This is a genomic window from Segatella copri, from assembly GCF_949820605.1.
In the GTDB taxonomy this organism is placed as follows: Bacteria; Bacteroidota; Bacteroidia; order Bacteroidales; family Bacteroidaceae; genus Prevotella.
This window is the reverse complement of the sequence record NZ_CATKVU010000006.1, coordinates 1,170,589-1,195,911: the sequence shown is the minus strand read 5'-3', so window position 1 is coordinate 1,195,911 and position 25,323 is coordinate 1,170,589. Positions and strand designations below refer to the sequence as shown.

The 25,323-nt window shown below is 46.9% G+C and carries 21 protein-coding genes and 1 pseudogene; 14 read left to right on the top strand and 8 right to left on the bottom strand.

The features are described from left to right. Positions 1-68: 68 nt before the first annotated feature. The 6 genes from RCO84_RS06055 to rsmG all read right to left on the bottom strand — a co-directional run bounded on the left by RCO84_RS06055 (position 69) and on the right by rsmG (position 5,678). Positions 69-743 carry an HU family DNA-binding protein gene (locus RCO84_RS06055; RefSeq protein WP_373690119.1) on the bottom strand — a complete coding sequence of 225 codons (675 nt, stop codon included), beginning with the start codon at positions 741-743 and terminating at the stop codon, positions 69-71. A gap of 979 nt (positions 744-1,722) precedes the next feature. After that, positions 1,723-2,232, bottom strand: coding sequence for a hypothetical protein (locus tag RCO84_RS06050; RefSeq protein WP_144154294.1), 510 nt, complete (start codon positions 2,230-2,232; stop codon positions 1,723-1,725). Between the two features lie 30 nt (positions 2,233-2,262). Then, positions 2,263-3,753: an ATP-binding cassette domain-containing protein gene (locus tag RCO84_RS06045; protein WP_317576691.1), complete on the bottom strand. Its 1,491-nt coding sequence runs from the start codon at positions 3,751-3,753 to the stop codon at positions 2,263-2,265. Positions 3,754-3,758: 5 nt separating this feature from the next. After that, positions 3,759-4,334, bottom strand: a complete 576-nt coding sequence (gene ruvC / locus RCO84_RS06040; protein ID WP_006846693.1) for a crossover junction endodeoxyribonuclease RuvC — start codon at positions 4,332-4,334, stop codon at positions 3,759-3,761. A gap of 35 nt (positions 4,335-4,369) precedes the next feature. Further along, positions 4,370-5,014, bottom strand: coding sequence for an MBL fold metallo-hydrolase (locus tag RCO84_RS06035; protein ID WP_040552607.1), 645 nt, complete (start codon positions 5,012-5,014; stop codon positions 4,370-4,372). A gap of 37 nt (positions 5,015-5,051) precedes the next feature. Further along, positions 5,052-5,678 carry a 16S rRNA (guanine(527)-N(7))-methyltransferase RsmG gene (gene rsmG, locus RCO84_RS06030; RefSeq protein WP_317584346.1) on the bottom strand — a complete coding sequence of 209 codons (627 nt, stop codon included), beginning with the start codon at positions 5,676-5,678 and terminating at the stop codon, positions 5,052-5,054. A gap of 185 nt (positions 5,679-5,863) precedes the next feature. Here rsmG and RCO84_RS06025 point away from each other — a divergent pair, with 185 nt between their 5' ends. From RCO84_RS06025 to RCO84_RS05960, 14 genes are all read left to right on the top strand, one after another. Further along, positions 5,864-6,547: an HAD family hydrolase gene (locus RCO84_RS06025; protein WP_317584344.1), complete on the top strand. Its 684-nt coding sequence runs from the start codon at positions 5,864-5,866 to the stop codon at positions 6,545-6,547. A gap of 36 nt (positions 6,548-6,583) precedes the next feature. Next, positions 6,584-7,402 (top strand): 3-methyl-2-oxobutanoate hydroxymethyltransferase, encoded by an 819-nt coding sequence (gene panB, locus RCO84_RS06020; protein ID WP_006846689.1) that lies wholly within the window; start codon positions 6,584-6,586, stop codon positions 7,400-7,402. Positions 7,403-7,471: 69 nt separating this feature from the next. Beyond that, positions 7,472-8,692, top strand: a complete 1,221-nt coding sequence (locus RCO84_RS06015) for an MFS transporter (RefSeq protein WP_317584342.1) — start codon at positions 7,472-7,474, stop codon at positions 8,690-8,692. A 188-nt stretch (positions 8,693-8,880) separates the two neighbouring features. Beyond that, positions 8,881-9,876, top strand: coding sequence for an AAA family ATPase (locus RCO84_RS06010; RefSeq protein WP_317584340.1), 996 nt, complete (start codon positions 8,881-8,883; stop codon positions 9,874-9,876). Positions 9,877-9,973: 97 nt separating this feature from the next. Next, a complete protein-coding gene (locus RCO84_RS06005; RefSeq protein ID WP_317576696.1) occupies positions 9,974-10,843 on the top strand; it encodes a DUF58 domain-containing protein in 870 nt (289 codons plus the stop codon). Between the two features lie 74 nt (positions 10,844-10,917). Further along, the gene (locus RCO84_RS06000) at positions 10,918-11,994 is read left to right on the top strand and encodes a hypothetical protein (RefSeq protein ID WP_317584339.1); all 1,077 of its coding nucleotides are present in this window, start codon (positions 10,918-10,920) and stop codon (positions 11,992-11,994) included. 86 nt (positions 11,995-12,080) lie between these two features. Next, positions 12,081-13,079 (top strand): vWA domain-containing protein, encoded by a 999-nt coding sequence (locus RCO84_RS05995; RefSeq protein WP_006846684.1) that lies wholly within the window; start codon positions 12,081-12,083, stop codon positions 13,077-13,079. A 189-nt stretch (positions 13,080-13,268) separates the two neighbouring features. Further along, on the top strand, positions 13,269-14,306 hold the full coding sequence (locus tag RCO84_RS05990) for a vWA domain-containing protein (RefSeq protein ID WP_317584338.1): 1,038 nt from the start codon (positions 13,269-13,271) through the stop codon (positions 14,304-14,306). A 30-nt stretch (positions 14,307-14,336) separates the two neighbouring features. Next, positions 14,337-15,074, top strand: coding sequence for a tetratricopeptide repeat protein (locus RCO84_RS05985; protein WP_287870403.1), 738 nt, complete (start codon positions 14,337-14,339; stop codon positions 15,072-15,074). Between the two features lie 38 nt (positions 15,075-15,112). After that, positions 15,113-17,713 carry a BatD family protein gene (locus tag RCO84_RS05980; RefSeq protein ID WP_317584336.1) on the top strand — a complete coding sequence of 867 codons (2,601 nt, stop codon included), beginning with the start codon at positions 15,113-15,115 and terminating at the stop codon, positions 17,711-17,713. 30 nt (positions 17,714-17,743) lie between these two features. Further along, the gene (locus RCO84_RS05975; RefSeq protein ID WP_144154277.1) at positions 17,744-18,448 is read left to right on the top strand and encodes a phosphatase PAP2 family protein; all 705 of its coding nucleotides are present in this window, start codon (positions 17,744-17,746) and stop codon (positions 18,446-18,448) included. A gap of 47 nt (positions 18,449-18,495) precedes the next feature. Then, the gene (locus tag RCO84_RS05970) at positions 18,496-19,770 is read left to right on the top strand and encodes an S-adenosylmethionine:tRNA ribosyltransferase-isomerase (RefSeq protein WP_317584335.1); all 1,275 of its coding nucleotides are present in this window, start codon (positions 18,496-18,498) and stop codon (positions 19,768-19,770) included. Positions 19,771-19,823: 53 nt separating this feature from the next. Then, positions 19,824-21,806, top strand: a complete 1,983-nt coding sequence (locus RCO84_RS05965; RefSeq protein WP_317584333.1) for an ABC-F family ATP-binding cassette domain-containing protein — start codon at positions 19,824-19,826, stop codon at positions 21,804-21,806. 32 nt (positions 21,807-21,838) lie between these two features. Then, a complete protein-coding gene (locus RCO84_RS05960) occupies positions 21,839-23,872 on the top strand; it encodes a M13 family metallopeptidase (RefSeq protein ID WP_287860302.1) in 2,034 nt (677 codons plus the stop codon). A 156-nt stretch (positions 23,873-24,028) separates the two neighbouring features. Here the strand turns inward: RCO84_RS05960 and RCO84_RS16930 are convergent. Both RCO84_RS16930 and RCO84_RS17005 read right to left on the bottom strand, forming a co-directional pair. Beyond that, a pseudogene (locus RCO84_RS16930) lies at positions 24,029-24,271 on the bottom strand (ABC transporter ATP-binding protein); the annotation flags it as partial. Beyond that, positions 24,258-24,356 carry an ATP-binding cassette domain-containing protein gene (locus RCO84_RS17005; RefSeq protein ID WP_445081696.1) on the bottom strand — a complete coding sequence of 33 codons (99 nt, stop codon included), beginning with the start codon at positions 24,354-24,356 and terminating at the stop codon, positions 24,258-24,260. The gene RCO84_RS17005 and the pseudogene RCO84_RS16930, both read right to left, overlap by 14 nt. Positions 24,357-25,323: the final 967 nt, after the last annotated feature.

The following is a 25,323-nucleotide window of genomic DNA, read 5'->3' as shown; positions in this document are numbered from 1 at the left end:
ATGTTGAATTTTTTGTGGGGCGGATAGGCTGGGCTAGGGGCTAGCACCCTAGCCAGTCTATCCTTGGGCTATTCAAGGCCGTCGCCAGTATCGTCCTTGCCGGTAGTACCGCCGCCTGATTCAGAGCCTTGGCCTTCGCTGCCGGTCTGACCGGTGCTTGAACCGCCTGGGGTAGAACCGCCTGGCGTATTATCCGGAGTAGTTGGCGCGTTGAGGTCAACGCTGGTCTTACCCTCCTTAATCGCCTTGATAACGGCTGCCTGAGCACTGCGGCTGGCTACGAGGTTGAACTCGGCGTCATCGCGAAGGTTCTTAAACTCCTGACCAGGCTCCCACTGAACCTTCACGCCGGTAATGTTCTGCGAGGTGAACTTGTCTGCATCCTCAGCACCCTTCGAGGTGAGAAGGAGAGAGAAATCACCAAGATCACCCAGACGAATCTTCTTGCCCTCAAGCAACATCTCACGCATGCAGTCTACGGCGATGTAGAGGATGGCGCTGATGTCGGCTCTTGAATAGACACTGCCATGTGAAGTGATGTGCTTGGCAAACTTCTCGATGGTCATGATGTCGGTGTACTGTGAGATGGCGAAGGCATTCTGCTTCTCAGTCTTCACGAGTTCCAGGTCCTTCTGGTCAGGATTCTTACCCTCCTTCTTTGCCTGGTTGATGCGTGACTTAGCCTGGTTGATTTCCAGAAGATTTGCGTTCACGCTACGCATTACGATGCTGTAATTAATCATAGTCGTTTGTAGTATGTTTAGAGTCCTTTGTTTTGCAACTCCCCAGAACGCCCCGTTCCTGCCGTTTTCGGGGTCTTCATTGATGACCGGCGCCTGCCATCATTTATGACCCGTGTTGGTCTTAATAGAAGACCCGAGCAAGGCACAAAAGGCTGTTCTTTCGATTGCCGGTGCAAAGATACAACATTTTCGGGCAGAATGCAAGCTTTTACCCTGACTTTCTTTTCCGGAAATGGTGTAAGTAGCTGATAGATAATACTTTCTATCGTTTTCTATCAGAACTTTATTTCAGAAACATAGCAAAAAGGAAAATACGCATTGAAGGTAGCCGAAGAAACGTGAAAAGCGGTCATTAAGGTCAAGGTCATTAAGGTCATTAAGCACTTTTCGCTCGCTCTCTTTTCTTATAATATAATATTAAATAATTTAATATTATATTATATATATATATTCCGTTCCCCCGAAACCCTTAATGACCTTAATGACCATGACCTTAATGACCGGGGAACACCAGTTTTTGAATGTTTGTTTGTGGTATAAATACTTTACATTTGCAAAATGAGTATTGGGAGGATGCTTATAGACGTTGAGTTGATAATATGTCATTTTTGGTCATTAAGGTCAAGGTCATTAAGGTCATTAAGCTTTTTGCATGAAGTCTAGAATCCGCTTTTTTAAAAAACGTCCTGTGTTTGTATACGTTTATAACTGTCTGAATGATAGTGTAAAAGCTTTGTTAATAGCCTGGAATTCTAAAGTTTCTGCCCTTTACCTTTGCTTTACCCTTCGGCCAGCGATTTTCAATTCCCTTCGGCCGGTGACCGTTGGTTCAGGACGAGTGGAGCCTACATGCGAACTTCAGTAAATCATGTGTTTTTAAAAGAAAACCTCTCCCTCAGCAAATCAACAGCTAAGGAAGAGGTTTGTACAGTTGGTCTTTTTGAAGACCGATTATAACTTAAAAAATATTTGAATTTTTTTAAAGCTTTGACCAGTCGATGCTGCGGATGAAAGCCAAGGTTGAAACCCAATCGCAGTCGAGGCAGAATGGGATTGGAGCATCCGGAGTGTTGTAATAACTCAGGGTAAACTCTGTATCTGCATCCTTAAATGCCTTGTGGTCGATGGTTGCCTGCTTGAAAAACTGGGTTACGAGCGGCTTGTTCTTGTTTGAAGCCTCCTTCAGTCGCTTCTGGTAGAGCGTAATATAAACGCTCATGGCGTAGGCCTGCTCGTTGAGATAGCGAACCTTTACGTTCAAGGTGTCCTTGCTCAGATTCTTGTCGAGCATTACATACGGTGGCAGAATCTTGCTGCGCATGTAGGTCATTGCGTCAAACTTGAAGAGGGCTGTACGGCGCTCGTCCATGCTCTTCGTGGTATCGTTGATGATTGCATCAGAAGTGCGGAGCACCTCGTTTAATACATCCTGGGCGCTTGCCTTAGCTATGCTGAGGGTGAGCGCAAATAATAATATTATATATCTCATCTTTCTGAAATTATTGATTATCAATTCTTTTTAATCGTTGGTGTGGCGCAAGAGGAAGATGCTGTGGTCGATGCACGTTGGCAATTCTTCCTTATAATGCGTTACCATGATCATGGTTTTGTTCTGGCGGCGACAGAAGGCTTCGATGACGTCTTTTACAAGACGGCGGTTGCGGTTGTCGAGTCCGTGGAGCGGCTCATCGAGAATCAGCAGTTCCGGATCCTTGACAAAGGCTCGTGCCAGGAGAACGAGGCGCTGTTCGCCGCTGGAGAGCTTCAGAAAACCACGCTCTTCAAGACCTTCCAGTCCGAAGACTTTCATCCAGAATCGGCACTTGTCCATGTCTTCTTCCTTCGGCTTTACATAGAGACCTACGGAATCCATCAGGCCGCTTGCTACGATGCGGATGGCTGGCAGGTCGCGCTGGTAAGAGCGGTGAAGCTCTGGCGATACGTAGCCGATGTGTTTCTTGATGTCCCAGATGCTTTCGCCGCTGCCTCGAGGATTGTCGAAGAGGGTAATGTCGCAGGCGTAGCTCTGCGGATTGTCGGCACAGACCAGACTGAGAAGCGTACTCTTTCCGGCTCCGTTCTGTCCGCTCAAAGCCCATCGCTCACCGTTCATCACGGTCCAGTCGAGGTCATTGAGGATGATTCGCTCGCCATACTGTATGCGCACCTTGTTCATCTTCACCACTTCCTGGGTGTGATATTCGCGGTCGCTGTAAGGCTGGTCTACGATGGCCTGTTCCATCTCCGGGCTCAGCACATGGGCAGGCACGGATTCTCTGCCGGCAAGATATTCGGCGAGGGTTACCTTAGGCAGAACCTTCATATCTTTCACTTCTACCACGTGGGTAATGAAGTCAGGAATATCATCGCTCTTGCTCAGTACGAGGATAATCTGCAGGGCTCGCTCAGAAGAGAGGGTCTTGAGCAGTTCCTTGAGCTGGTCGCGGGTTTCAGCATCGAGTCCGATAAACGGATTGTCCATGATGAGCACGCGAGGCTCAGAGAAGAGGGTAGAGGCAAGTTTGAACTTGCGGAGCTCGCCACTTGAGAGCAGGATGGTGTATTTGTCCATCAGGTGCTGCATGTGGAAGAGTTCGTAGATGTGCTGCTGCAGGGCTCTGCGCTCCGGAGTATCTTCACCGGCCATCTGGTAGGCTTCTTCCAGCTTGTCCTTTACGACAGGCGTGTTCTCGTCTATTTCGAGCTGGTTCCATCGCTGCTGCAGGAAATAAGTGCGGTCGTTATCGCCTCCGTAGGTGTCGCGGAAGGTAATATACTTGATGTTGTCGCTCACCATTGTTTTCTGACTAGGTGAGAAATCGTAATCAGGGTCGTGCATCAGGAGTGGGTGGCGACCTACAATGATGTCGACAAACATTGATTTTCCTCCACCGTTCGGACCTACGATAGCGATGTGTTCACCATCGCACGCCTCGAAGTTTACGGGTTCTGCCATACGCCATTCAGGCATGCGGGTAACACCATTTTTAATGCTAATAATCTTTTGCATCTCTCTTATTTTTTTATTCTACTCTGATTCTTTGTTGCAAAGTCTTTCCAGCTGCTGTAGTGCTTGGCGTCGGTCTCCGGGCGGTTCATCTGCAGAAAGTGGCAGTAGGCTGCCCCCAGCGCATCGGTAGCATCCATGAACTTCGGCATTTCGTCTTGTTGAATATGGAGCAGTCTCTGCAGCATTCCCGCCACCTGTTCCTTCGATGCCTGTCCCTGTCCTGTAATGGCCATCTTGATTTTGAGCGGCGCATATTCGTGGATAGGAACGCTGTGATGAATGGCGGCTGCGATGGCTACTCCCTGCGCTCTGCCCAGCTTGAGCATCGACTGCACGTTCTTGCCGAAGAAGGGTGCTTCGATGGCCATCTCATCGGGCAGATAGCTGTCGATGATGCCGGTTACGCGGTCGAAGATCTTGCCCAGCCGGAGATAGGGATCGCTCTCTTTGCGCATGTCGATGACGCCCATCACCACCAGTTCGGCCTTGTTGCCGATGATGCGGATTACGCCATAGCCCATCACGTTGGTTCCGGGGTCAATGCCGAGAATGATCTTCTCTGTATTCGATTTCTTGATCATCGCTGATAAATCTCCTGACTTTTAAAAATGCTGTTTTAACGGTCCATATATGGATTGTGAGCAAGCTCTTCGCCTATGCTGGTGTATTCGCCATGACCCGGGAGAACCTGGGTTTCGTCAGGCAACTGACCGAGATGGCGCAGACTGTTGATAATGCGGAACATGCTGCCTCCAGGGAAATCGGTTCTGCCGATAGAGTTGTGGAAGAGGGTGTCACCGGTGAAGGCTACGTGCTCTGCTTCGCAATAGAAGGTGACGGAACCGCTGCTGTGGCCCGGAGTGGCGATGACCTGGAACTCGTGGTTGCCGAACTTGATGACCTCTTCATCTTCGAAGAATCTGCCAATCGGCGGAAACTGGTAATCGAGTTGCATCTGATAGAAGGTTTCTGCCTGCTTGGCGAGTCCCTTCATCAGGTTTTCATCAGCTGCCGATACTTCCGGTTTCAGTCCGAACTCCTGGTAGATGGTGTTGTTGCCGAAGTTATGGTCAAGATGGCCATGGGTTACGAGCAGGTGAACGGGCTTGAGCTGGTTCTCCTTAATATATTGTGTAATGGCCGTGCGCTCTTCCGGATAGAAGGCGCCGCAATCGATGATGACACATTCCTTGGTCTCATCGCTCACCACGTAGCAGTTTTCCTGCAACATGTTTACTTGAAATCTTTCTATATGTAACATTTCTTACTTTGAACTTTATGATTACTTTTCACTTCTACTACGCCGAAACGTAAACCAGTTGCTTGTCCTGACTGAACCATTCTTCATCGAAGAAAGTGCTGAGCGGAGTGATTTCTGAAATCTTGAAGTATTGCTTCAGTTCTTCTTTCAGATTGCCGCCCTTCAGACACAGAAGTCCGTTAGGCAGAGCGTTTTGCCCCTTCTGCTTAAAGTTTTTCTTGATAATCTTCATCAGGTCAGGAAGCTGCATTACCGCACGGCTTACCACGAAATCGTACTTGCCTTTTTCGTCCTCTCCGCGCAGGTGTTCAGCCTTGAGATTCTGCAGATTGATGGCTGTAGCCACCTCGTTGCAGACTCTGATTTTCTTGCCCGTTCCATCTATCAGCTTGAACTTGCATTCAGGGAAGAGGATGGCGAGCGGAATGCCCGGGAAACCTCCGCCGCAGCCGAAATCGAGAATCTCCGTGCCCGGACGGAAATGGATTGCCTTGGCTATTGCCAGAGAATGGAGTACGTGGTGCTCGTACAGATTATCGATGTCCTTGCGGCTGATGACATTGATTTTGCTGTTCCAGTCGCGGTATAATGCATCGAGTGCCTCGAACTGCTTTTTCTGCTCTTCCGTGAGGTTCGGAAAGTATTTCTCTATTATTTCTATCATATAATTATATGTATTCTTCTTTATTTCTACTGATTTTTCTGCAAAGGTAGTGTAAAAAATCGGAAAACACGTAATAAAAACATCAAAATCTGTAAGATTATGCTCGTATATTAAGTTTTTTGCGTAACTTTGCACCCGTTTTCAATATAATTTAAGCAAAAATTGATAAAAACAGACAAGGAAATATGATAAAAGCAGCACTCTTCGATCTGGATGGTGTGGTATTCGACACAGAATCGCAGTACTCCATCTTCTGGGGAATGATAGGCAGGGAGTATCATCCGGAAATGCCCGATTTCGAATATCGCATCAAAGGACAGACTCTGGTTCAGATTTACGACAAGTATTTCACCGATGAAGCCGTCTTCGCCCACATCGAAGGTTTTACAGGCGCAAAGGAGGAACAGGCTAAGATTACAGCCCGACTGGATGAGTTTGAAAAGAGCATGCAGTATGAATATATTGCAGGGTTCGAAGACTTCATCAGCGACTTGAAGCAGCATGGCGTAAAATGCGCTGTGGTAACGAGCAGCAACATTCAGAAGATGCTGAATGTCTACGACCGTCACCCGGAATTCAAGGCTTATTTCGACCGCGTGCTGACAAGCGAGGATTTCGCCGAGAGCAAGCCTCATCCAGACTGCTATCTGAAAGGTGCAGCCTATTTCGGTGTGGAACCGGAGGACTGTGTAGGACTGGAAGACAGCTTTAACGGACTGAAGGCGGTGAGAGCCTCAGGAGCCTTCACCTTAGGTCTTGCCACAACGAACAGCAGAGAAGCCATTCTGCCGCTATCCGACTATGTGATAGATGATTACAGAGGTTTCAGCTTTGCTGACTTGCAGCGCATCGTGGAGAATGCGAAATAGATTCAACGCAGAACAATAAATAAATCAAAATAAAAAATGGGATATTTATCTACTGACAAGAAGAAAATTACCACCAAGACCTTCGCAGAAATGAAGAAGGCTGGCGAGAAAGTAACCATGCTGACAGCATACGACTTTACAACAGCCGGAATTATAGATGCTGCAGGAATTGACTCTATATTAATAGGTGATTCGGCCAGCAATGTGATGGCAGGAAATGCAGACACATTGCCGATTACCGTAGACCAGATGATTTATCACGCCCGCAGCGTGGCCCGTGCCTGCCAGCATGCTTTCGTGGTTTGCGACATGCCTTTCGGCAGCTATCAGATCAGCAAGGAAGAGGCGCTTCGCAATGCTTGCCGCATGATGAAGGAGACGGGTGTAGACGCTCTGAAACTGGAAGGCGGCGTAGAAATCTGCGAAACTGTTAAGGCGCTGGTTAATGCCGGAATCCCGGTTCATGGTCATCTCGGACTTACCCCGCAGAGCGTTAATAAGTTTGGCGGTTATGGCATTCGTGCCAAGGAAGAGGCTGAGGCACAGAAACTTATCAGCGACGCCATTGCGCTGGACGAAGCAGGCTGCTTTGCCATCGTGCTGGAGAAGGTTCCTGCTAAGCTCGCTGCTGAAGTAAGCAAGAAGGTGAAGGCTGTAACAATCGGAATCGGTGCTGGTAACGGCTGCGACGGACAGGTTCTGGTTTATGCTGATGCACTCGGAATGACACAGGGTTTCAAGCCTAAGTTCCTGCGCCACTTTGCTCAGGTAGGCGAGGAAATGACCAAGGGTGTGAAGGCTTATATTGATGCGGTGAAGACCGTAGATTATCCTAGCGCTGAAGAGAGTTACTAACATTAACTCTCTTTTTAGCGAATTCTAAGAGAGTATAAATACGATAGATACATAAAAGAATTTAGAATAATGGATACACAAAATACTCCAGTACATATCAAACTGTGGCACAAGGACTTCTGGCGATTATGCTTTGCCAACCTCTTGCTGATGTCGAGTGTGTACATGCTCGTTTTTGCCATTCCTTATTTCCTGATTCAGGAGAAGTATCAGATGTGGCAGATAGGTTGTGTACTTCTTGCATACGGCTTTGGACTGTTTCTGTTTGGTGGCTTCTGCTCTTATCTGGTGCAGCGCTACCGCAGGAATATGGTCTGTCAGCTTTCCATTTTAGGTGTGGTTGTTTGCCTTTCGGTTCTTTACTATCTGGATACATTCTGGAACGTCAGGTTTTCTTTTGAGATTCTTCTGGCGGTTCGTTTCCTGTTGGGAGCATTTCTGGGGCTGGCTCAGATGTCGCTAGCCAGTACGCTGGTTATTGATTCCAGCGAGTCGTTCCAGCGCACCGAGGCTAATTACATTACCTCCTGGTTTGCCCGCTTTTCGATAGCCGTAGGACCCTTGGTGGCATGTTTTGTTTACAACTATTTCGGCATGGGCTATGTTTTCCCTACGGCTTCGTTGCTGGCTTTGGGAGCCTTCGTGCTGGTTTCTCGCGCCAAGTTTCCTTTTAAGGCACCTGCCGAAGGAATCAAGGTTTTCAGCCTCGACCGTTTCTATCTGCCACAGGGAACTCCACTGTTTGTCAACATCATCCTGATTACTTTTTCTGCGGGATTATACTTTTCTTTGCCTCATTCCTCTGGTATTTTTCTGATGATTTTCGGAGGATTGATCTTGGCGTTCCTGGCAGAAAAGTTTGTCTTTGCTGATGCAGATCTGAAGAGTCAGATAATAGTAGGTCTGGTACTGCTGGGAGCAGCTCAGCTGATTTCGTTCGCAAGTCAGGAATTTGCCGTAGAAATCGTGGTTCCAGCCTTGCTGGGTTTCAGCTTGGGAATCATCGGAAGCCGTTTCTTGCTCTTCTATATCAAGCTTGCGAAACATTGCCAGCGCGGCACGAGCGTGAATTCGTTCTTCCTGGCTTGGGAATTGGGATTGAGCTTGGGACTCGGTCTCGGATTCATGTTCCATAATCTTCCTGCGAGAGCGCATTTTGACGTAGATCATCCTGTATTTAATATGATTGAATCAGGGATGTTGCACTATGCGCTTTTTACAACAATCGTATCGTTGCTGGTGTACAATTTCTTGGTTCATCCTTGGTACATGAAGCATAAAAACAGATAAAATATTTGAAATCTCGTTTGTTTCATAAAAGCTATTCTTTAAAAGAACCTAAAAATAGCTTTTATGAAACATTTTTAATATTATTTAGATAGGTTTTTTCGCTTTTGTGGCTTAATTTGAGTACTTTTGCGTTTAGTTTTGGAAATATATTGTTTGAATTAAGAAATTAAACGTAAAAATATAGAATTATGGCAGAAGCTATTGATATCCGCGAATTGAATATCCGGATAGAACAACAAAGTCAGTTTGTTACCAGTCTGGTAATGGGCATGAATAAGGTAATTGTGGGTCAGAAACACCTCGTAGATTGCCTTCTTATCGGTCTTCTCTCTGATGGTCATATCCTGCTTGAGGGTGTACCTGGACTGGCGAAGACACTTGCAATCAAGACATTGTCACAGCTTATCAGCTCCGACTATAGCCGCATTCAGTTTACTCCTGATCTGTTGCCTGCCGATGTGGTGGGTACTCAGATTTATTCACAGAAAGATGAGGCTTTCCATGTAAAGCGCGGTCCTGTCTTCGCCAATTTCGTTTTGGCAGATGAGATTAACCGTGCCCCAGCCAAGGTGCAGAGTGCGCTGCTCGAAGCAATGCAGGAACATCAGGTTACCATTGGTGATGAAACCTTCAAACTGCCTAGTCCGTTCCTGGTAATGGCTACACAGAACCCTATCGAGCAGGAAGGAACCTATCAGTTGCCTGAAGCACAGGTAGACCGTTTCCTGCTGAAGGTAATCATCGATTATCCTACACTGGAAGAGGAGAAACTCATCATCCGTGAGAATATCCAGGGCGGACTTCCTGAGGTTACTCCTGTAACATCAGCCGAGGAGATTCTGAAGGCCCGCAAGATTGTAAACGAGGTTTATCTTGATGAGAAGATTGAGCAGTATATTGCCGATATCGTCTTTGCTTCACGTTATCCTGAACGCTACGGACTGGGCGAGCTGAAAGACATGATTACCTTCGGCGGCAGTCCTCGTGCCAGCATCTCTCTTGCCAAGGCTGCCAGAGCCTATGCGTTTATCAAGCATCGCGGCTATGTGATTCCTGAGGATGTAAGAGCTGTGGCTCATGACGTAATGCGCCATCGTATCGGCCTTTCTTACGAGGCTGAGGCAAGCAAAGTAACAAGCGAGGAAATCGTAAGCCGCATTATCAATAAGGTGGAAGTGCCTTGATTCGGTAAGTGAAGAGTGAAGAACGAAGAGTGAAAAATTCGCTTGCTTCACTAATCATAAAGTTCAATGTTCAAAATTCAAAGTTCAAAGTAATAAGTTGGATACACAAGATATCTTAAAAAAGGTTCGGAAGATAGAAATCAAGACTCGCGGACTGAGTCAGAACATCTTCGCAGGTCAGTATCATTCTGCCTTCAAGGGCAGGGGAATGGCCTTTGCTGAGGTGCGCGAATATCAGTATGGCGATGATGTGAGAGACATCGACTGGAACGTGACCGCCCGCTTTCATAAGCCTTATGTCAAGGTGTTTGAAGAGGAAAGGGAACTGACGGTGATGCTGCTCGTAGACGTCAGCGGGTCGCTCGATTTCGGTACGATGAAGCAGATGAAGCGCGATCTGGCTACTGAGATTGCTGCCACACTCGCCTTCAGTGCCATTCAGAACAATGACAAGATAGGTGTCATCTTCTTCTCTGACCGTATCGAGAAATACATTCCGCCTAAGAAAGGAAGAAAACATATTCTCTATATCATCAGAGAAATGCTCAACTTCCAGCCGCAGAGCCAGCGTACCGACATCGGCTGCGCCCTGGAATATTTCACCCGCGTGATGAAACGCCACTGCACAGCTTTCGTAATCAGCGACTTCTACGATCATAAGGATTTCCAGCATCAGCTGCAGATTGCCAACCAGAAACATGATGTAGTAGCCATCCAGGTTTACGACCCGCGTGCCAAGGTGCTGCCTGATGTAGGACTGCTCAAGGTGATGGACGCAGAAACCGGACATGAAATGTATATTGATACAAGTTCGAAGAAACTGCGAATGGCTCATACCCAGCAATGGCTGATGCAGCAGGAGAATCTGAAAACCGACTTTGCCAAAAGCAAGGTCGACTGGACTTCGATTGCCACTAACGAGGACTTCTCGAAGGCGCTCCTGATGCTTTTCAAGCAGAGGGCCTGATGATGCTCAGTTATCTGAAACACATTGCTCTATGGCTTGGAAAACGAAAGTTCAAAGCTCAAAGTAAAGAAACTATGTTTAAAGTAAAGAATATCATATTGTCGCTCGCTCTCCTGGGGTGCTCAGGCTTAGCTCAAGCCCAGCAGGTAGAGCAACGCATCGACTCACTGCAGATACTGATAGGACAGCAGACCGTGCTGCATCTGAAGGCTTCGGTCAAGCAGGGCGATAAGGTGCAACTGCCATCTTTCAAGCCGCAGCAGCAAATTACGCCGGGAGTGGAAGTGGTAGAGCAGAGTAAGGGCGACACTTCGCACATAGGCGACGACCGCATGGTGGTGAGCCGCGACTATACGCTGACATCGTTTGATGAAAAGGTGTACGTGATTCCTGCGCTCAATGTGAAGGTAAACGGCAAGAACTTTCATGGCAACCAGCTTGCGCTGAAGGTGCTCACCGTGCCTGTAGATACGGTTCATCCCAACCAGTTCTATCCGCCTAAGGATGTTCAGGATAATCCTTTCTCCTGGAGCGAATGGAGCGCACAGTTCTGGTTGAGCCTATTGCTGTTAATTCTCTGTGGCACATGGCTTTATCTGCGCAACAGACTGAAGAACAACAAGCCAATCATCACCCATATCCGCATCGTAAAACGTGTTCCGGCTCATGAAAAGGCACTGAATCAAATCAACGTCATCAAGCAGCAGCACGTAGAGAATCAGGAAACACAGAAGGCTTACTACACCCAGCTTACCAATACGCTGAGAGAATACATCGTGAGCCGTTTCGGATTCAATGCCATGGAGATGACCAGTATGGAAATCATCGAACGTTTGCGCGAAACAGGCGACCAGAAGATGATAGATGAACTGAAGGAACTCTTCCAGACTGCCGATCTCGTGAAGTTTGCCAAATATGAAACCCTGGTGAATGAGAATGATGCAAACCTGGTGAATGCTATCAACTTCATCGACCAGACCAAGACAGATGAGAAACCTACAGAAGAAAAGGTTGTTCCGCAGCTGACCAACGAAGAGCAGAAGACGCAATCTCAGCGCCGCCTCATCAAGTCGCTCCTCTGGATTGGAGCCATCGTAGGTCTGGCTCTGTTGGGTTACATCATTTATCAGTCAGCCATGCTGCTGATGTAAAGCAGGGTGTTCTTATGAAACGTTTCGCCGGGCAAAGCGGTTTATTCCGAAACTCTTTGCCTGGCTATAAATAGAAAAATAAAGAAATGGAATTTGCAAGTAAAGGCTATTTTCTGTTGCTCCTGTTGCTGATACCCTATATATTATGGTATTTCCTCTACAGGAAGAAGAATGCGCCAACCATGCGCATGAGCGACACGAAAAAGTATCAATATGCTCCGAAGAGCCTGCGTGTGCGTCTCATCCATCTGCCAATGGTGCTGAGATGCATCTGTTTCGTGCTCATCGTCTGTGCGATGGCTCGTCCGCAGACGCATACGGCTTGGGACAACAAGACGGTAGAAGGCATTGACATTATGTTGGCAATGGACGTTTCCACCTCTATGCTTGCCGAAGATTTGAGACCGAACCGTATGGAAGCGGCTAAGGATGTAGCTACAGAATTCATCTCGGGAAGACCGAACGACAACATCGGTCTGACTATCTTTGCCGGTGAAGCTTTCACCCAGTGCCCGATGACAACCGATCATGCCAGTCTGTTGCGCCTCTTGCAGGCAACCCGTACGGATATTGCCGCCCGGGGACTGATTGACGATGGAACTGCAGTGGGAATGGGACTCGCCAATGCCGTGAGCCGCCTGAAGGATTCTAAGTCAAAATCGAAGGTTGTGATTCTTCTTACCGATGGCAGTAACAACATGGGTGAAATCTCGCCAATGACCGCAGCAGAGATTGCCAAGAGCTACGGAATCCGTGTTTACACCATCGGTGTAGGAACCAACAAGGTGGCTCCTTATCCAATGCCTGTGGCAGGAGGAGTACAGTACGTCAACATTCCGGTAGAGATAGATACGAAGACGCTGAGCGACATTGCGCAGACAACTGATGGTAATTTCTATCGCGCAACGAACAATAATGAGCTGAAGAAGATTTACAGGGACATTGATAAATTGGAGAAAACCAAGTTTAATGTCAAGCATTTCGCTAAGCGATATGAAGCTTATCAGCCATTCGCCTTGGCAGCTCTCCTGGTATTGCTGGTAGAAATCCTGCTCCGCATCACCTGGTTCAGAAGAATTCCGTAATCCGGATACTGAGCCATTACTGATTATCGGAGATATTTCGCTATCTTTCGGAGATATTCCGCTATCTTTCGGAGATATTCCGCTATCTTTCGGAGATATTTCGCTATCTTTCGGAGATATTTTACTAGTTATCGGAGATATTTTACTGATTATCGGATAATCGAATAGAAGATATAATTAGAATAGAAAATGTTAAGATTTGAAGATCCTATATTTCTCTGGCTGTTGTGGATACTACCAGTACTGATTCTGATCAGACTGATAGGATGGAGAAGAAGAAAGGCTAAACTGAAGAAGCTCGGCAATCCGGAACTTCTGAAACAGCTCATGCCCAACATCTCCAAATATCGCCCAACAGTTAAGTTTGTGCTGATGCTTGCAGCCTTGGCGCTTCTCATCGTGATGGTAGCTCGCCCGCAGATGGGCAGCAAGATTTCTCACGATAAGCGACATGGTATTGAAACCATCATCTGCCTCGATATTTCAAATTCCATGCTCTGTCAGGACGTGGTTCCATCCCGTTTGGACAAGAGTAAGATGCTTATCGAAAATCTGGTCGACAACTTTAACAACGACAAAATTGGACTCATCGTCTTTGCAGGCGATGCGTTCGTGCAGTTGCCAATCACCACCGATTATGTTTCGGCAAAGATGTTTCTCCAGAACATAACCCCTGGTCTTATCCAGACCCAGGGAACCAATATCGGAGCAGCCATCGATTTGGCTTCCAAGAGTTTCACTCAGCAGGAGAATGTGGGCAGAGCCATCATCGTTATTACCGATGGCGAAAACCATGAGCCTGGCGCACAGGAGGCAGCGGCTGCTGCCAACAAGAAAGGAATCAATGTCTTTATCCTGGGCATAGGAAACACCAAGGGAGCGCCAATCCCTATGGGCGACGGCTCTTATCTGAAGGACAATGCGGGCAACACCGTAATGACTGCCCTGAATGAGCAGATGTGTAAGGAACTTGCCCAGGCAGGCAAGGGTCAGTACATTCATGTAGATAATACCAGCGATGCGGAAAGAGCATTGAATGATGATATTGCCAAATTGCAGAAAGGTGATGTAACGAGTGTGGTTTACAGCGCCTATGATGAACAGTTCCAGGCTGTAGGTATTCTTGTCATCCTGTTGCTTATCATCGAAATCTGTCTGCTTGAGGTAAAGAATCCTCTGCTCAGAAACATCAAGTTCTTTAAGAAAGACATCAGGAAGCCTTTCTGATAAACGTTTATACATTATTATATAATAAGAATGAGATATTTAAGATATATATTGGTTTTTGCCCTGATGGTGCTGGGCTTGGCGAAGGTGGGAGCGCAGAACGACCGCAACTTCATCCGCCAGGGAAACTGCGCCTATCATAAACAGAAGTGGGCTGCAGCCGAAACGCAATATCGCAAGGCTATCTCCAAGAACCAGAAGAATGCGCAGGCTGTCTATAATCTGGGTTGCGCCCTGATGATGCAGCAGAAGGATTCGATGGCGATGATACAGTTTGAGAATGCTTCGAAACTGGAAACGAACAAGATGCGACGCGCCAGAAGTTACCACAACATGGGTGTGGTCATGCAGCAGCATCAGCAATATGCGCAGGCCATAGGATGCTATGAGAACGCCCTGCGCTGCAATCCGCAGGACAATGCAACCCGATATAATCTTGCCCTCTGCAAGAAACTGCTTAAAAACCAGAAGCAGAATAAGCAGAACGATAAGAACAAGAACAACAAGAATAAAAACAAGGACAAGAACAAAGACAAGCAGAATAAGGATCAGAACAAAGATCAGAATAAAGACAAGAACAAGAACGACAAAAACAAGAACAACCAGAATAAGAACAATCAGCAGAATCAGAACAATCAGGACAAGATGAGCAAAGATAATGCTGAACAACTTTTGAACGCTGCCATCCAGCAGGAGAAGGATACGAAGCGCAAGATGCAGAAAGCGATGAGTCAGCCTCGCAGAAAGCAATATGAGAAAAACTGGTAAAAAGTAAAATAATACAACGAGCATAATATATTAAGAACATGAAACATATAGGTTGGTTTATTATTATATGGGCAATGCTTCTGGGCTTCAGTTTGCAGCTGAAAGCCCAGCATATCAGTGTGTCGGCACCAACACACGTGGCGGCGGGAGAAAACTTCCGTGTGGCCTATACCATCAATACACGTGATGTTGAGGAATTCCGCCTGGGCGCAGTAGGAGAAGGACTTGAGGTAATCGCAGGTCCTTACACCTCATCGCAGTCCAGTTATCAGATGATCAATGGCCATACTTCCTCTTCATCGTCGGTAACCATTACCTATACGCTCTACGCAGCTAAGAACGGAACCTTTGGCATTGGTGCCTCTCATGCCATCGTAAATGGTAAGAAACTCTCTTCCCATCCGGTTAAGATTACGGTTTCTGGCCATGCTGCACGCAACAACGGTGCACCTTCCATGCACGGACAGGATGATTATGCTGAACCACGTATGCGAACTGCCGGATCAAGAATATCAGGCAGCGACCTCTTCATAAAGGTTACAGCCAACAAGCGACGTGTTCACGAACAGGAACCGGTGCTCCTTACTTATAAGGTTTATACGCTGGTAGACCTTACCCAGCTGGAAGGCAAGATGCCTGACCTGATGGGATTCCACAACCAGGAAGTTCCGCTGCCTCAGCAGAAGACTTTCCATACTGAAATCGTAAACGGCCGACCTTACCGATGCGTTACATGGAGCCAGTATGTCATGTATCCGCAGATGACGGGAAGCCTCACCATTCCAGCCATTACCTTCAAGGGAATCGTAGTTCAGCAGAACAGAAACGTTGACCCGATGGAAGCTTTCTTCAATGGTGGCTCCGGCTATGTTGAAGTAAAGAAAGATATTATTGCTCCTAGTGTGAAAATTCAGGTTGATCCATTGCCTCAGCGCCCTGCCAACTTCTCGGGCGGTGTAGGTAAATTCAACATTACTGCTTCCATCGACAAGAAGGAAGTGAAGGCTGGCGAACCTATCACCATCCGTGTCGTGGTAGGAGGAATCGGAAACCTGAAGCTGCTCAAGCAGCCTGTCATTACCTTCCCTAAGGATTTTGACAAGTACGATGCGAAGGTGACAGACAAGACCCGTCTCACAGCCAATGGAGTAGAAGGCAATATGATTTATGACTTTCTGGCTGTGCCTCGTAATCAGGGAAATTATACCATTCCTGCGGTAGAATTCACCTATTATGATACTTCGGCTAACAAGTACAAAACAATTAAGACCCAGCCGTTTACGTTGAACGTAGGGAAGGGCGATGGAACATCAGACAATGAAACCTCAGATTTCAGCAACGAGGATAAGGACATTCATGCGTTGAAACTGGGCAAGTCTAAGCTCCATGATATTGACGATATGTTCTACGGAAGCTTCGGCTACTGGACCAGTCTGCTGGTTCCATTGGCAGCCTTCTTTGCCCTGCTCATTGTTTTCCGCCGCCGTGCCCTCGAGAATGCCGACCTTGTAAAGGTCCGTTCCAACAAGGCAAACAAGATAGCAACCAAGCGCCTGAAGAAGGCTCATCTGCTGATGCTCGGTGGCAAGCAGGAAGAGTTCTACGATGAAGTGCTCCGTGCTTTGTGGGGCTATGTAAGCTACAAGCTCAACATGCCTGCCGAAAAGCTCTCACGTGAAAACATTCAGGCTATGCTCGAAAAACATTGTGTAGAGGAGAAAACTATCGAGAAGTTTACAACTGCGCTCGATGAATGTGAGTTTGAACGCTATGCGCCTGGCGACCCTGCCGGCAATATGAACCGTACATTCGACTCAGCTATGACTGCTATTATGGATATAGAAAATGCTATCAATGCAACGCGTAAGCAGCGCAAGAAGAGTGTAACCGGATATTCGTTCGTCATGATGATCATGGTGATGTTGGGCTGCTCTGTTTCTGCAGGCGCTGTAACCAAGAACAATGCTGATACGGAATATCAGAAAGGTAACTATCAGCAAGCCATACGCGACTATGAGGAAATATTGAACAACTATGGTGTTTCTGCCGAAGTTTACTATAACTTGGGCAATGCTTATTACCGTACAGACAATATTACCAAGGCTGTGCTCAATTATGAGCGTGCCCATCTGCTCTCGCCAGGCGATGAAGACATCAGCTTCAACCTGCAGTTTGCACGTAGCAAGACCATCGATAAGATTACTCCGGAAAGCGAGATGTTCTTCGTAACCTGGTGGAAGGCGCTGGTCAACTTTACGAGTGTTGACTGTTGGGCTAAGACAGGCATCATAGCCATCATCATGGCACTGGTTCTGGTATTGGTTTATCTCTTCGGACCGCATATCGTGTTGCGCAAGATTGGTTTCTTCGGTGGAATCTTCTTCGTGGCAGTCTTCCTGCTGAGCAATCTCTTTGCTTACCAGCAGCGGCAGATGCTCATTAACCGTACGGGAGCCATCATCATCGCTCCTTCTGTCAATGTGAAGAAGACTCCAGCCAAGACGAGTGCTGACCTCTTCCTGCTGCATGAAGGAACCCGGGTTGATATTACCGATAAGGCGATGAAAGGCTGGTGTGGAATCAAGGTTGGAGACGGCAGAGAAGGCTGGATTGAAACCAAGGCAATTGAGGAAATCTGATTAAGATAAAATCTGATTAAAATAAAGAGAATGGATTTTAGTAGGATACAAGATTTTGACATGCAGCTGTTGCATGTGTTTAACGGCAGCGAGAATGTCTGGCTCGATCAGATGGCGATGGCGCTTACGTCGGGCTGGACATGGATTCCGCTTTATATCGTCCTCTTCGTTGTTGTGATAAGAAACAACGAGATGATGGGGCAGATTGCGCTCGTGGTTGGAGGAGCAGTGCTCTGTATCTTTCTGGCTGATGGACTGGTGGATGGAATCATCAAACCGCTGGCTGAAAGATGCAGACCTTCCAACGACCCGATGTTCAAGTATACGGTCCAGGTGGTTGACAATATGCGCCTCATGAGTTTCAGCTTCTGTTCGGCTCATGCGGCTAATACGCTTTCTATAGCCATCTTCTTCTCGTTGCTTATCCGTAGCAGACTGGTTACGTGGACCCTGTTATTATGGTCGCTCGTAAACTGTTGGACCCGTCTTTATCTGGGTGTCCATTATCCGGTCGACATTCTTTGCGGTCTGGCTATCGGAGCTGTGGTGGGAGTTGTCGTTTATCTTATCTACATCAGGATGTATTACCGCATCTCCCCAAAGATTAAGTATATTTCCAACCAGTATACGAGTACGGGTTATGACTATGATGATGTAGATAAAATCATGACCGTAGTGATATTTACCCTTATCATGGTTGTGCTTTATGCCACCTGCCAAATGGCAAATCTTTAGTACAAGCATAAAAGTTCAAAATAGAAAGTTCAAAGTAAAAATAAATAATGGATACAAAACACATTAAGATTAGTGATTATAATTATGATTTACCGGATGAGCGCATCGCAAAATTCCCTATTGCCCAGCGCGACCACAGCAAACTGCTGGTTTATAAGCACGGCGAGGTAAGCGATGATGTTTTCTATCATCTTCCCACATATCTCCCTCAAGGAGCCTTGATGATATTCAACAATACCAAGGTGATACAAGCGCGTCTGCACTTCCGCAAGGAAACAGGTGCGCTTATTGAGGTTTTCTTGATGGAGCCTGCAGAACCTACTGATTATGAACTCATGTTCCAGACCACCGGACATTGTTCATGGCTCTGCATGATCGGTAATCTGAAGAAATGGAAAGAGGGAAGCCTGAAGCGTGATTTCGAAATCAAGGGCAATAAGCTTACGCTCAGCGCTACCATGCGACGCGGAGATGCTCTCGGTTCTGAAGCGCAGAAAATGGTTGCCAAAGGCGGAGGAACCAACTACTGGGTTGATTTCGATTGGGACAACGACAAGGTGTCTTTCGCTGAGATTCTCGAAGCAGTAGGCGAGTTGCCTATTCCACCATATCTCAACCGCAAGACAGAGGAGAGTGACAAGACCACCTATCAGACGGTTTATTCTAAAATCAAGGGAAGTGTGGCTGCTCCAACTGCCGGACTTCACTTTACCGATGCGGTTCTCAAGGATCTTGATGCGCATGGAATCGACCGCGAAGAAGTAACCCTGCATGTAGGAGCCGGCACATTCAAACCGGTGAAGAGTCTTGAAATCGAAGGTCATCAGATGCATACGGAATACATTGTTGTTCATCGCCGCAGTCTTGAAAAACTCATCAAGCACGAGTGCCGGGTCATTGCCGTAGGAACCACCAGCGTCCGTACCATCGAGAGCCTCTATTACATGGGCGTTCATCTGCTGAAGCATCCTGAGGCAAATGAAGAAGATCTGCACGTAAAACAGTGGGATCCTTACGAGCTTTCTGAAGATGGCAATCTGGTAGATGGAATCACTCCGATGCAGGCTATCCAGACAATCATCGATTATCTGGACCGCAACGGCTTGGAGGCTCTCCATTCCAGCACGCAGATTATCATTGCTCCTGGCTATCAGTATAAGATTGTGAAGATGCTGGTCACCAATTTCCATCAGCCTCAGAGTACGCTCCTGCTCCTGGTGAGTGCTTTCCTCAAGGGCGACTGGAAGAAGGTTTACGATTATGCTCTTTCGCATGATTTCCGTTTCCTGAGCTATGGAGATTCATCCCTGCTCATTCCGTAAAAGGAGTTAGGAAAACTATAAATTATTAATTGTAAATTATAAATTAAAAATAGATGATTTCAGTAGAAGGACTGAAAGTAGAGTTTGGCGTCAAGCCTCTCTTTCATGATGTAAGTTTCGTCATCAATGACCGCGACCGCATTGCCCTGGTGGGTAAGAATGGTGCCGGAAAATCTACGATGCTCAAGATTCTCTGCGGTTTACAGAAACCTACTGCTGGCGTTGTGGCTATTCCTAACGAAACCACTATCGGCTATCTGCCACAGGTGATGAAACTGCAGGACGATACGACCGTGAAAGAGGAAACCCGCAAGGCTTTCGCCCATAATACCGAGATGAAGGCGCGTCTGGACAAGATGCAGCAGGAAATGGCCGACCGCACCGACTATGAGAGCGAAAGCTATGCTCAGCTTGTAGAGAAGTTTACCCAGGAACATGAACGCTACATGATGATGGGTGGCGAAAACTATGAAGCAGAGATAGAGCGTACCTTGAGCGGTCTTGGCTTTACGCGCGATGATTTCGAGCGCCCAACCAAGGAGTTTTCCGGTGGTTGGCGAATGCGTATCGAACTTGCCAAGATTCTGTTGCAGAAGCCTGATGTCCTGCTCCTCGATGAGCCTACGAACCACCTTGATATTGAAAGTATCCAGTGGTTGGAGCAGTTCCTGGCGCAGAGTGCAAAGGCTGTGGTTCTGGTGAGCCACGACCGTGCTTTTATCAACAATGTAACTAACCGTACCCTCGAAATTACTTGCGGAAGGGTAGAAGACTATAAGGTGAAATACGATGAGTATGTTGTATTGCGTGCCGAACGCCGCGAGCAGCAGCTCCGTGCTTACGAAAACCAGCAGAAGGAGATTGCCGACATCAAGGATTTCATCGAGCGGTTCCGCTACAAGCCTACCAAGGCGGTTCAGGTGCAGAGCAGAATCAAGCAGCTCGAGAAAATCGTGCCTATCGAGGTAGATGAGGTTGACAACAAGCAGATGCACCTCAAATTCCCTCCTTGTCTCAGAAGTGGCGATTATCCTATCATCTGCGATGAGGTGCGCAAGGATTACGGCGCACACACCGTCTTCGACCATGTTACTTTTACCATCAAGCGTGGCGAGAAGGTGGCCTTCGTGGGTAAGAACGGCGAGGGTAAGTCTACCCTGGTAAAATGTATCATGGGTGAGATTCCTTTCACCGGAACGCTCAAGATTGGTCATAATGTGCAGATTGGTTATTTCGCCCAGAATCAGGCGCAGCTCTTGGATGAGAATCTTACCATCTTCCAGACTATTGACAATGTGGCAACAGGCGAAATGCGTCTGAAGGTGAACGATCTCCTGGGCGCCTTCATGTTTGGCGGCGAGACTTCAGAGAAGTTTGTCAAGGTTCTGAGTGGAGGCGAACGCAGCCGACTGGCTATGATCAAGCTCCTGCTCGAACCGGTGAATCTCCTCATTCTCGATGAGCCTACCAATCACCTCGACATGCAGTCGAAGGATGTGCTGAAAGAAGCCATCAAGGCTTTCGATGGAACAGCCATCATCGTGAGCCACGACCGTGAATTCCTCGATGGTCTGGTTGATAAGGTCTATGAGTTTGGCGGCGGCAAGGTTCGTGAGCATCTCGGTGGCATTTACGATTATCTCCGTGCCCATAATGCCGAGAACATCAATCAGGCTCTTGCCAACCAGAGCATGGCTTCTGCCGGTTCGCCTTCTGCCAATACTTCCGGCTCTTCTGTCGCATCAGGTTCTACAGCCGACAGTCTTGCCTCTGCCACATCCGGCAAGCAGAGCTACGCTGAACATAAGGAACAGCAGAAGAAGATCCGCAAGGCTGAGAAAGCCGTGAAGGAATGTGAGGCGAAGATTGAGAAACTGGAAGCTAGAAAGAAGGAGATTGATGAACTTCTGATGAAACCGGAAAATGCAACCAACATGGAACTCGTTACTGAATACACCGAACTCATGAAGGGTCTCGATGAGGAGAACGAGCGCTGGATGCTCCTTGCGGAAGAACTGGAAGAAGTTTCGAAATAATAGTAATATTAACATATAATAAAGAGAAGAAAATGAAAATGAAAATGATCTTACCGATGATGCTGATTGCAGCTCTGCCATTAGGCGCTGATGCTCAGAATAAATCGGGTCTTGTCATGAGTAATCTCGACAAGACAGTGAAGCCAGCAGACAGTTTCTATCAGTTTGCTACAGGCGGATGGCAGAAGAACAATCCTCTTCCTGCCGCTTACAGCCGTTATGGCAGTTTTGACCAGCTGGCTGAGAACAACAACAAGCGCATCAACACCATTCTTTCTGAACTCCAGAAGAAGACTTACAAGGCAGGAACCATCGAGCAGAAATTGTCTGATTTCTATAAACTCTCTATGGATGTTGACAGTCGCAATAAGGCTGGAATCGCTCCAGTAAAGCCTCTGATGGATGAGATAGAAGCTGCCAAGACCAAGGACGAGCTTCAGAAGCTTCAGGTTAAATATGCATGGATGGGTCTCGGTTTGGGTTATGGTGCAGGTTTCGCTGCCGATGAGAAGAACGTAACCATGAACATCTACAACCTGATGCAGGGCGGTCTTACTCTCGGTGCCAAGGATTATTACCTCAATAACGATGCTGCAACCGTAGCTATCCGTGAGGCTTATAAGACTTACCTCAGCAAGATGTTCCAGCTCTACGGTTTCTCTGCTGATGAAGCTGCCAAGAAGGCTGCTGCCGTATTCCTTCATGAAACAACGCTCGCTACTTTCTCAAAGAGCCGTACCGAACTTCGTGATCCTCAGGCCAACTACAACAAGATGACCTTGGCAGAATTCAAGGAGAATTATCCTAACATTCCTCTCGAGGCACTTGCCAACGCTGAGGGAATCAAGAGCGAATATCTCAAGGAGATGATCGTAGGTCAGCCTGCTTTCTTCGCCGGTTATGACAAGGTGGCAGCTGCAGAATGTGCAGGCACATTGAAGGCTTTGATGGAGTGGGACGTCATCAGTAGTTCTGCTTCTTACCTCAGCGATGAGATTCGCGAAGCCCGTTTCGAATTCTTTGGCAAGACTATGAGTGGCCGTAAGGAGGATTATCCTCTTTGGAAGCGCGCTACTACTCAGGTAGAGGCTCAGTTGGGCGAGGCGCTCGGTCGCATCTACTGCAAGCGCTATTTCCCAGAAAGCTCTAAGAAGATGATGGAGGCACTCGTGAAGAATCTTCAGATCAGCCTCGGTCAGCGTATCGATGCTCAGACCTGGATGAGTGATGCTACAAAGAAAGCTGCTCACGACAAGCTCGACAAGTTCTATGTAAAGATTGGTTATCCTAACAAGTGGACTGATTTCAGCAAGCTCAGAATCGACCCATCTAAGAGCTATTATGAGAACGTAATGGCTTGCCGCAAGTTTGCCAACGATAAGGAGATTGCAGAGAAGGCAGGAAAGCCAGTGGATAAGGATGAGTGGTTCATGACTCCTCAGACCGTGAATGCTTACTATAATCCTACTACCAATGAGATCTGCTTCCCAGCCGGTATTCTCCAGTATCCTTTCTTCGATCCTAAGGCTGATGCTGCATTCAACTATGGTGCTATCGGCGTAGTAATCGGCCATGAGATGACTCACGGATTCGATGATCAGGGTCGTCAGTATGATGCTAGCGGTAATCTGAAGGACTGGTGGACAGCTGCTGATGCAGAAGGTTTCAACAAGCGTGCTGATATGTATGCTGATTTCTTCAGCAACATCAAGGTATTGCCTGACCTGAATGCCAACGGCCGTTTCACCCTCGGCGAGAACCTTGCCGACCATGGTGGTTTGATGGTTTCATACAATGCCTTCAAGAATGCTACAGCCAAGAAGCCATTGAAGAACAAGGATGGTTTCACTCCTGACCAGCGTTTCTTCCTCGCCTATGCAGGTGTTTGGGGACAGAACATTACTGATAAGGAAATCCGCAACCGCGTAAAGGATGATCCTCATTCTCTCGGCAAGTGGCGTGTTGATGGTGCGCTTCCTCATATCGATGCATGGTATGAGGCATTTGGTGTAAAGCAGGGTGACAAGCTGTTCATTCCTAAGAACCAGCGCCTGGAGCTTTGGTAATTCCCAGAAGGAAATTTTTCCGAATAGAATTTTTCGGGAATGGTTTTCCGAATAGATAGAAAAAAATAAAGTCCTGATGTTTCGTATGCTTAAAACATCAGGACTTTTTGTTTTATGCTTGAAATATTTTTTGATAAGAAAACAACAGAATCGGGGTTATTGCTTCTTCTCCAGTTCCTGAAGATTTTCCATCTTCTTCGATTCCAGAAATTCGTAAATTCCGCAGAGATGTTCGCGGACGCGACCATGACCGAACTCATAAACTTTGCTGACAAGACCATCGAGGAAATCACGGTCGTGACTAACCACGATGAGCGTTCCGTCGAAATCAAGTAAGGCCTGTTTCAGTACATCCTTGGTCTTCAGGTCGAGGAGGTTGGCCAGCTCATCGAGAAGCAGTACGTCTGGCGATTTCAAGAGCAGCATTTCTCACACCGGCGATGATCTTAAGCAATGTGCTCTTTCCTGCGCCATTCTTTCCCATCAGGGCTATACGGTCCTTCTCGTTGATCTGGAAGGAAATGTCTTTGAATAGGGTGGTACCGCCAAATTCTACGGTCAATCTATCAACTGTAATCATATTATTTTCTTCTTGTTCTAATTTTTGTTTCTTTAAGCAACTCCCCAGAATGCCCCGTTCCTGCCGTTTTCGGGGTCTTCATTGATGACCAGCGCCTGCCATCATTTATGACCCGTGCTGGTCTTAATAGAAGACCTGAGCAAGGTGCAAAAGGCTGTTCTTTCGATTGCGGTGCAAAGATACAACATTTTTGGGCAGAATGCAAGCTTTTACCCTGACTTTCTTTCGGAGAAGTAGTGTAAGTGATTGATTGATACTGATTTCTATTGGCTTTCTAGCTGAACTTTGTTACAGAAACAATGAAAAGCAAGAAATAGACTCGGAAGTAGCTGAAGAAATGAAAAAGGGTCATTTGGTGTCAATGTCATTTAGGGTCATTTGAAAAAGTAAATGTCACTTTGCTGCTATAGTATATATAAATAATATTTATATATATCTATAGTGACTTTTTTACTCTCGGAAAACATAATGACCCTAAATGACTTTGACCTAATGACCCACTAAGTGTAATGCTTGAATTGGTTGTTTGTTAGAGTATTTGATAGTCCTAAATTGCTTGTTTATGAGGTAATTACGAAAGTTTATGTAAGTTGTGCTTTATTTGTATGTGTATAATAATAATCTACATATTCTGGTGTGGAATACTGCACGCTGTACCGCTCAGGTACTCATTTCCTATATCCCAATTCATTGTATTTGTCAAAAATACCTACCTTTGAAGCATGATTTCGAGTCAGAGGAGGTGCATTTTTCACTCTTAGTAGAGGGGGTAAAACATTATCCTACCCCTCATATTTTGCTTTTTTTCTTCGAAAGATCACTAAAAAGCACTGATTTTTGCCTATTTTGGTTTCTGTTTTGGGTAGGTAAG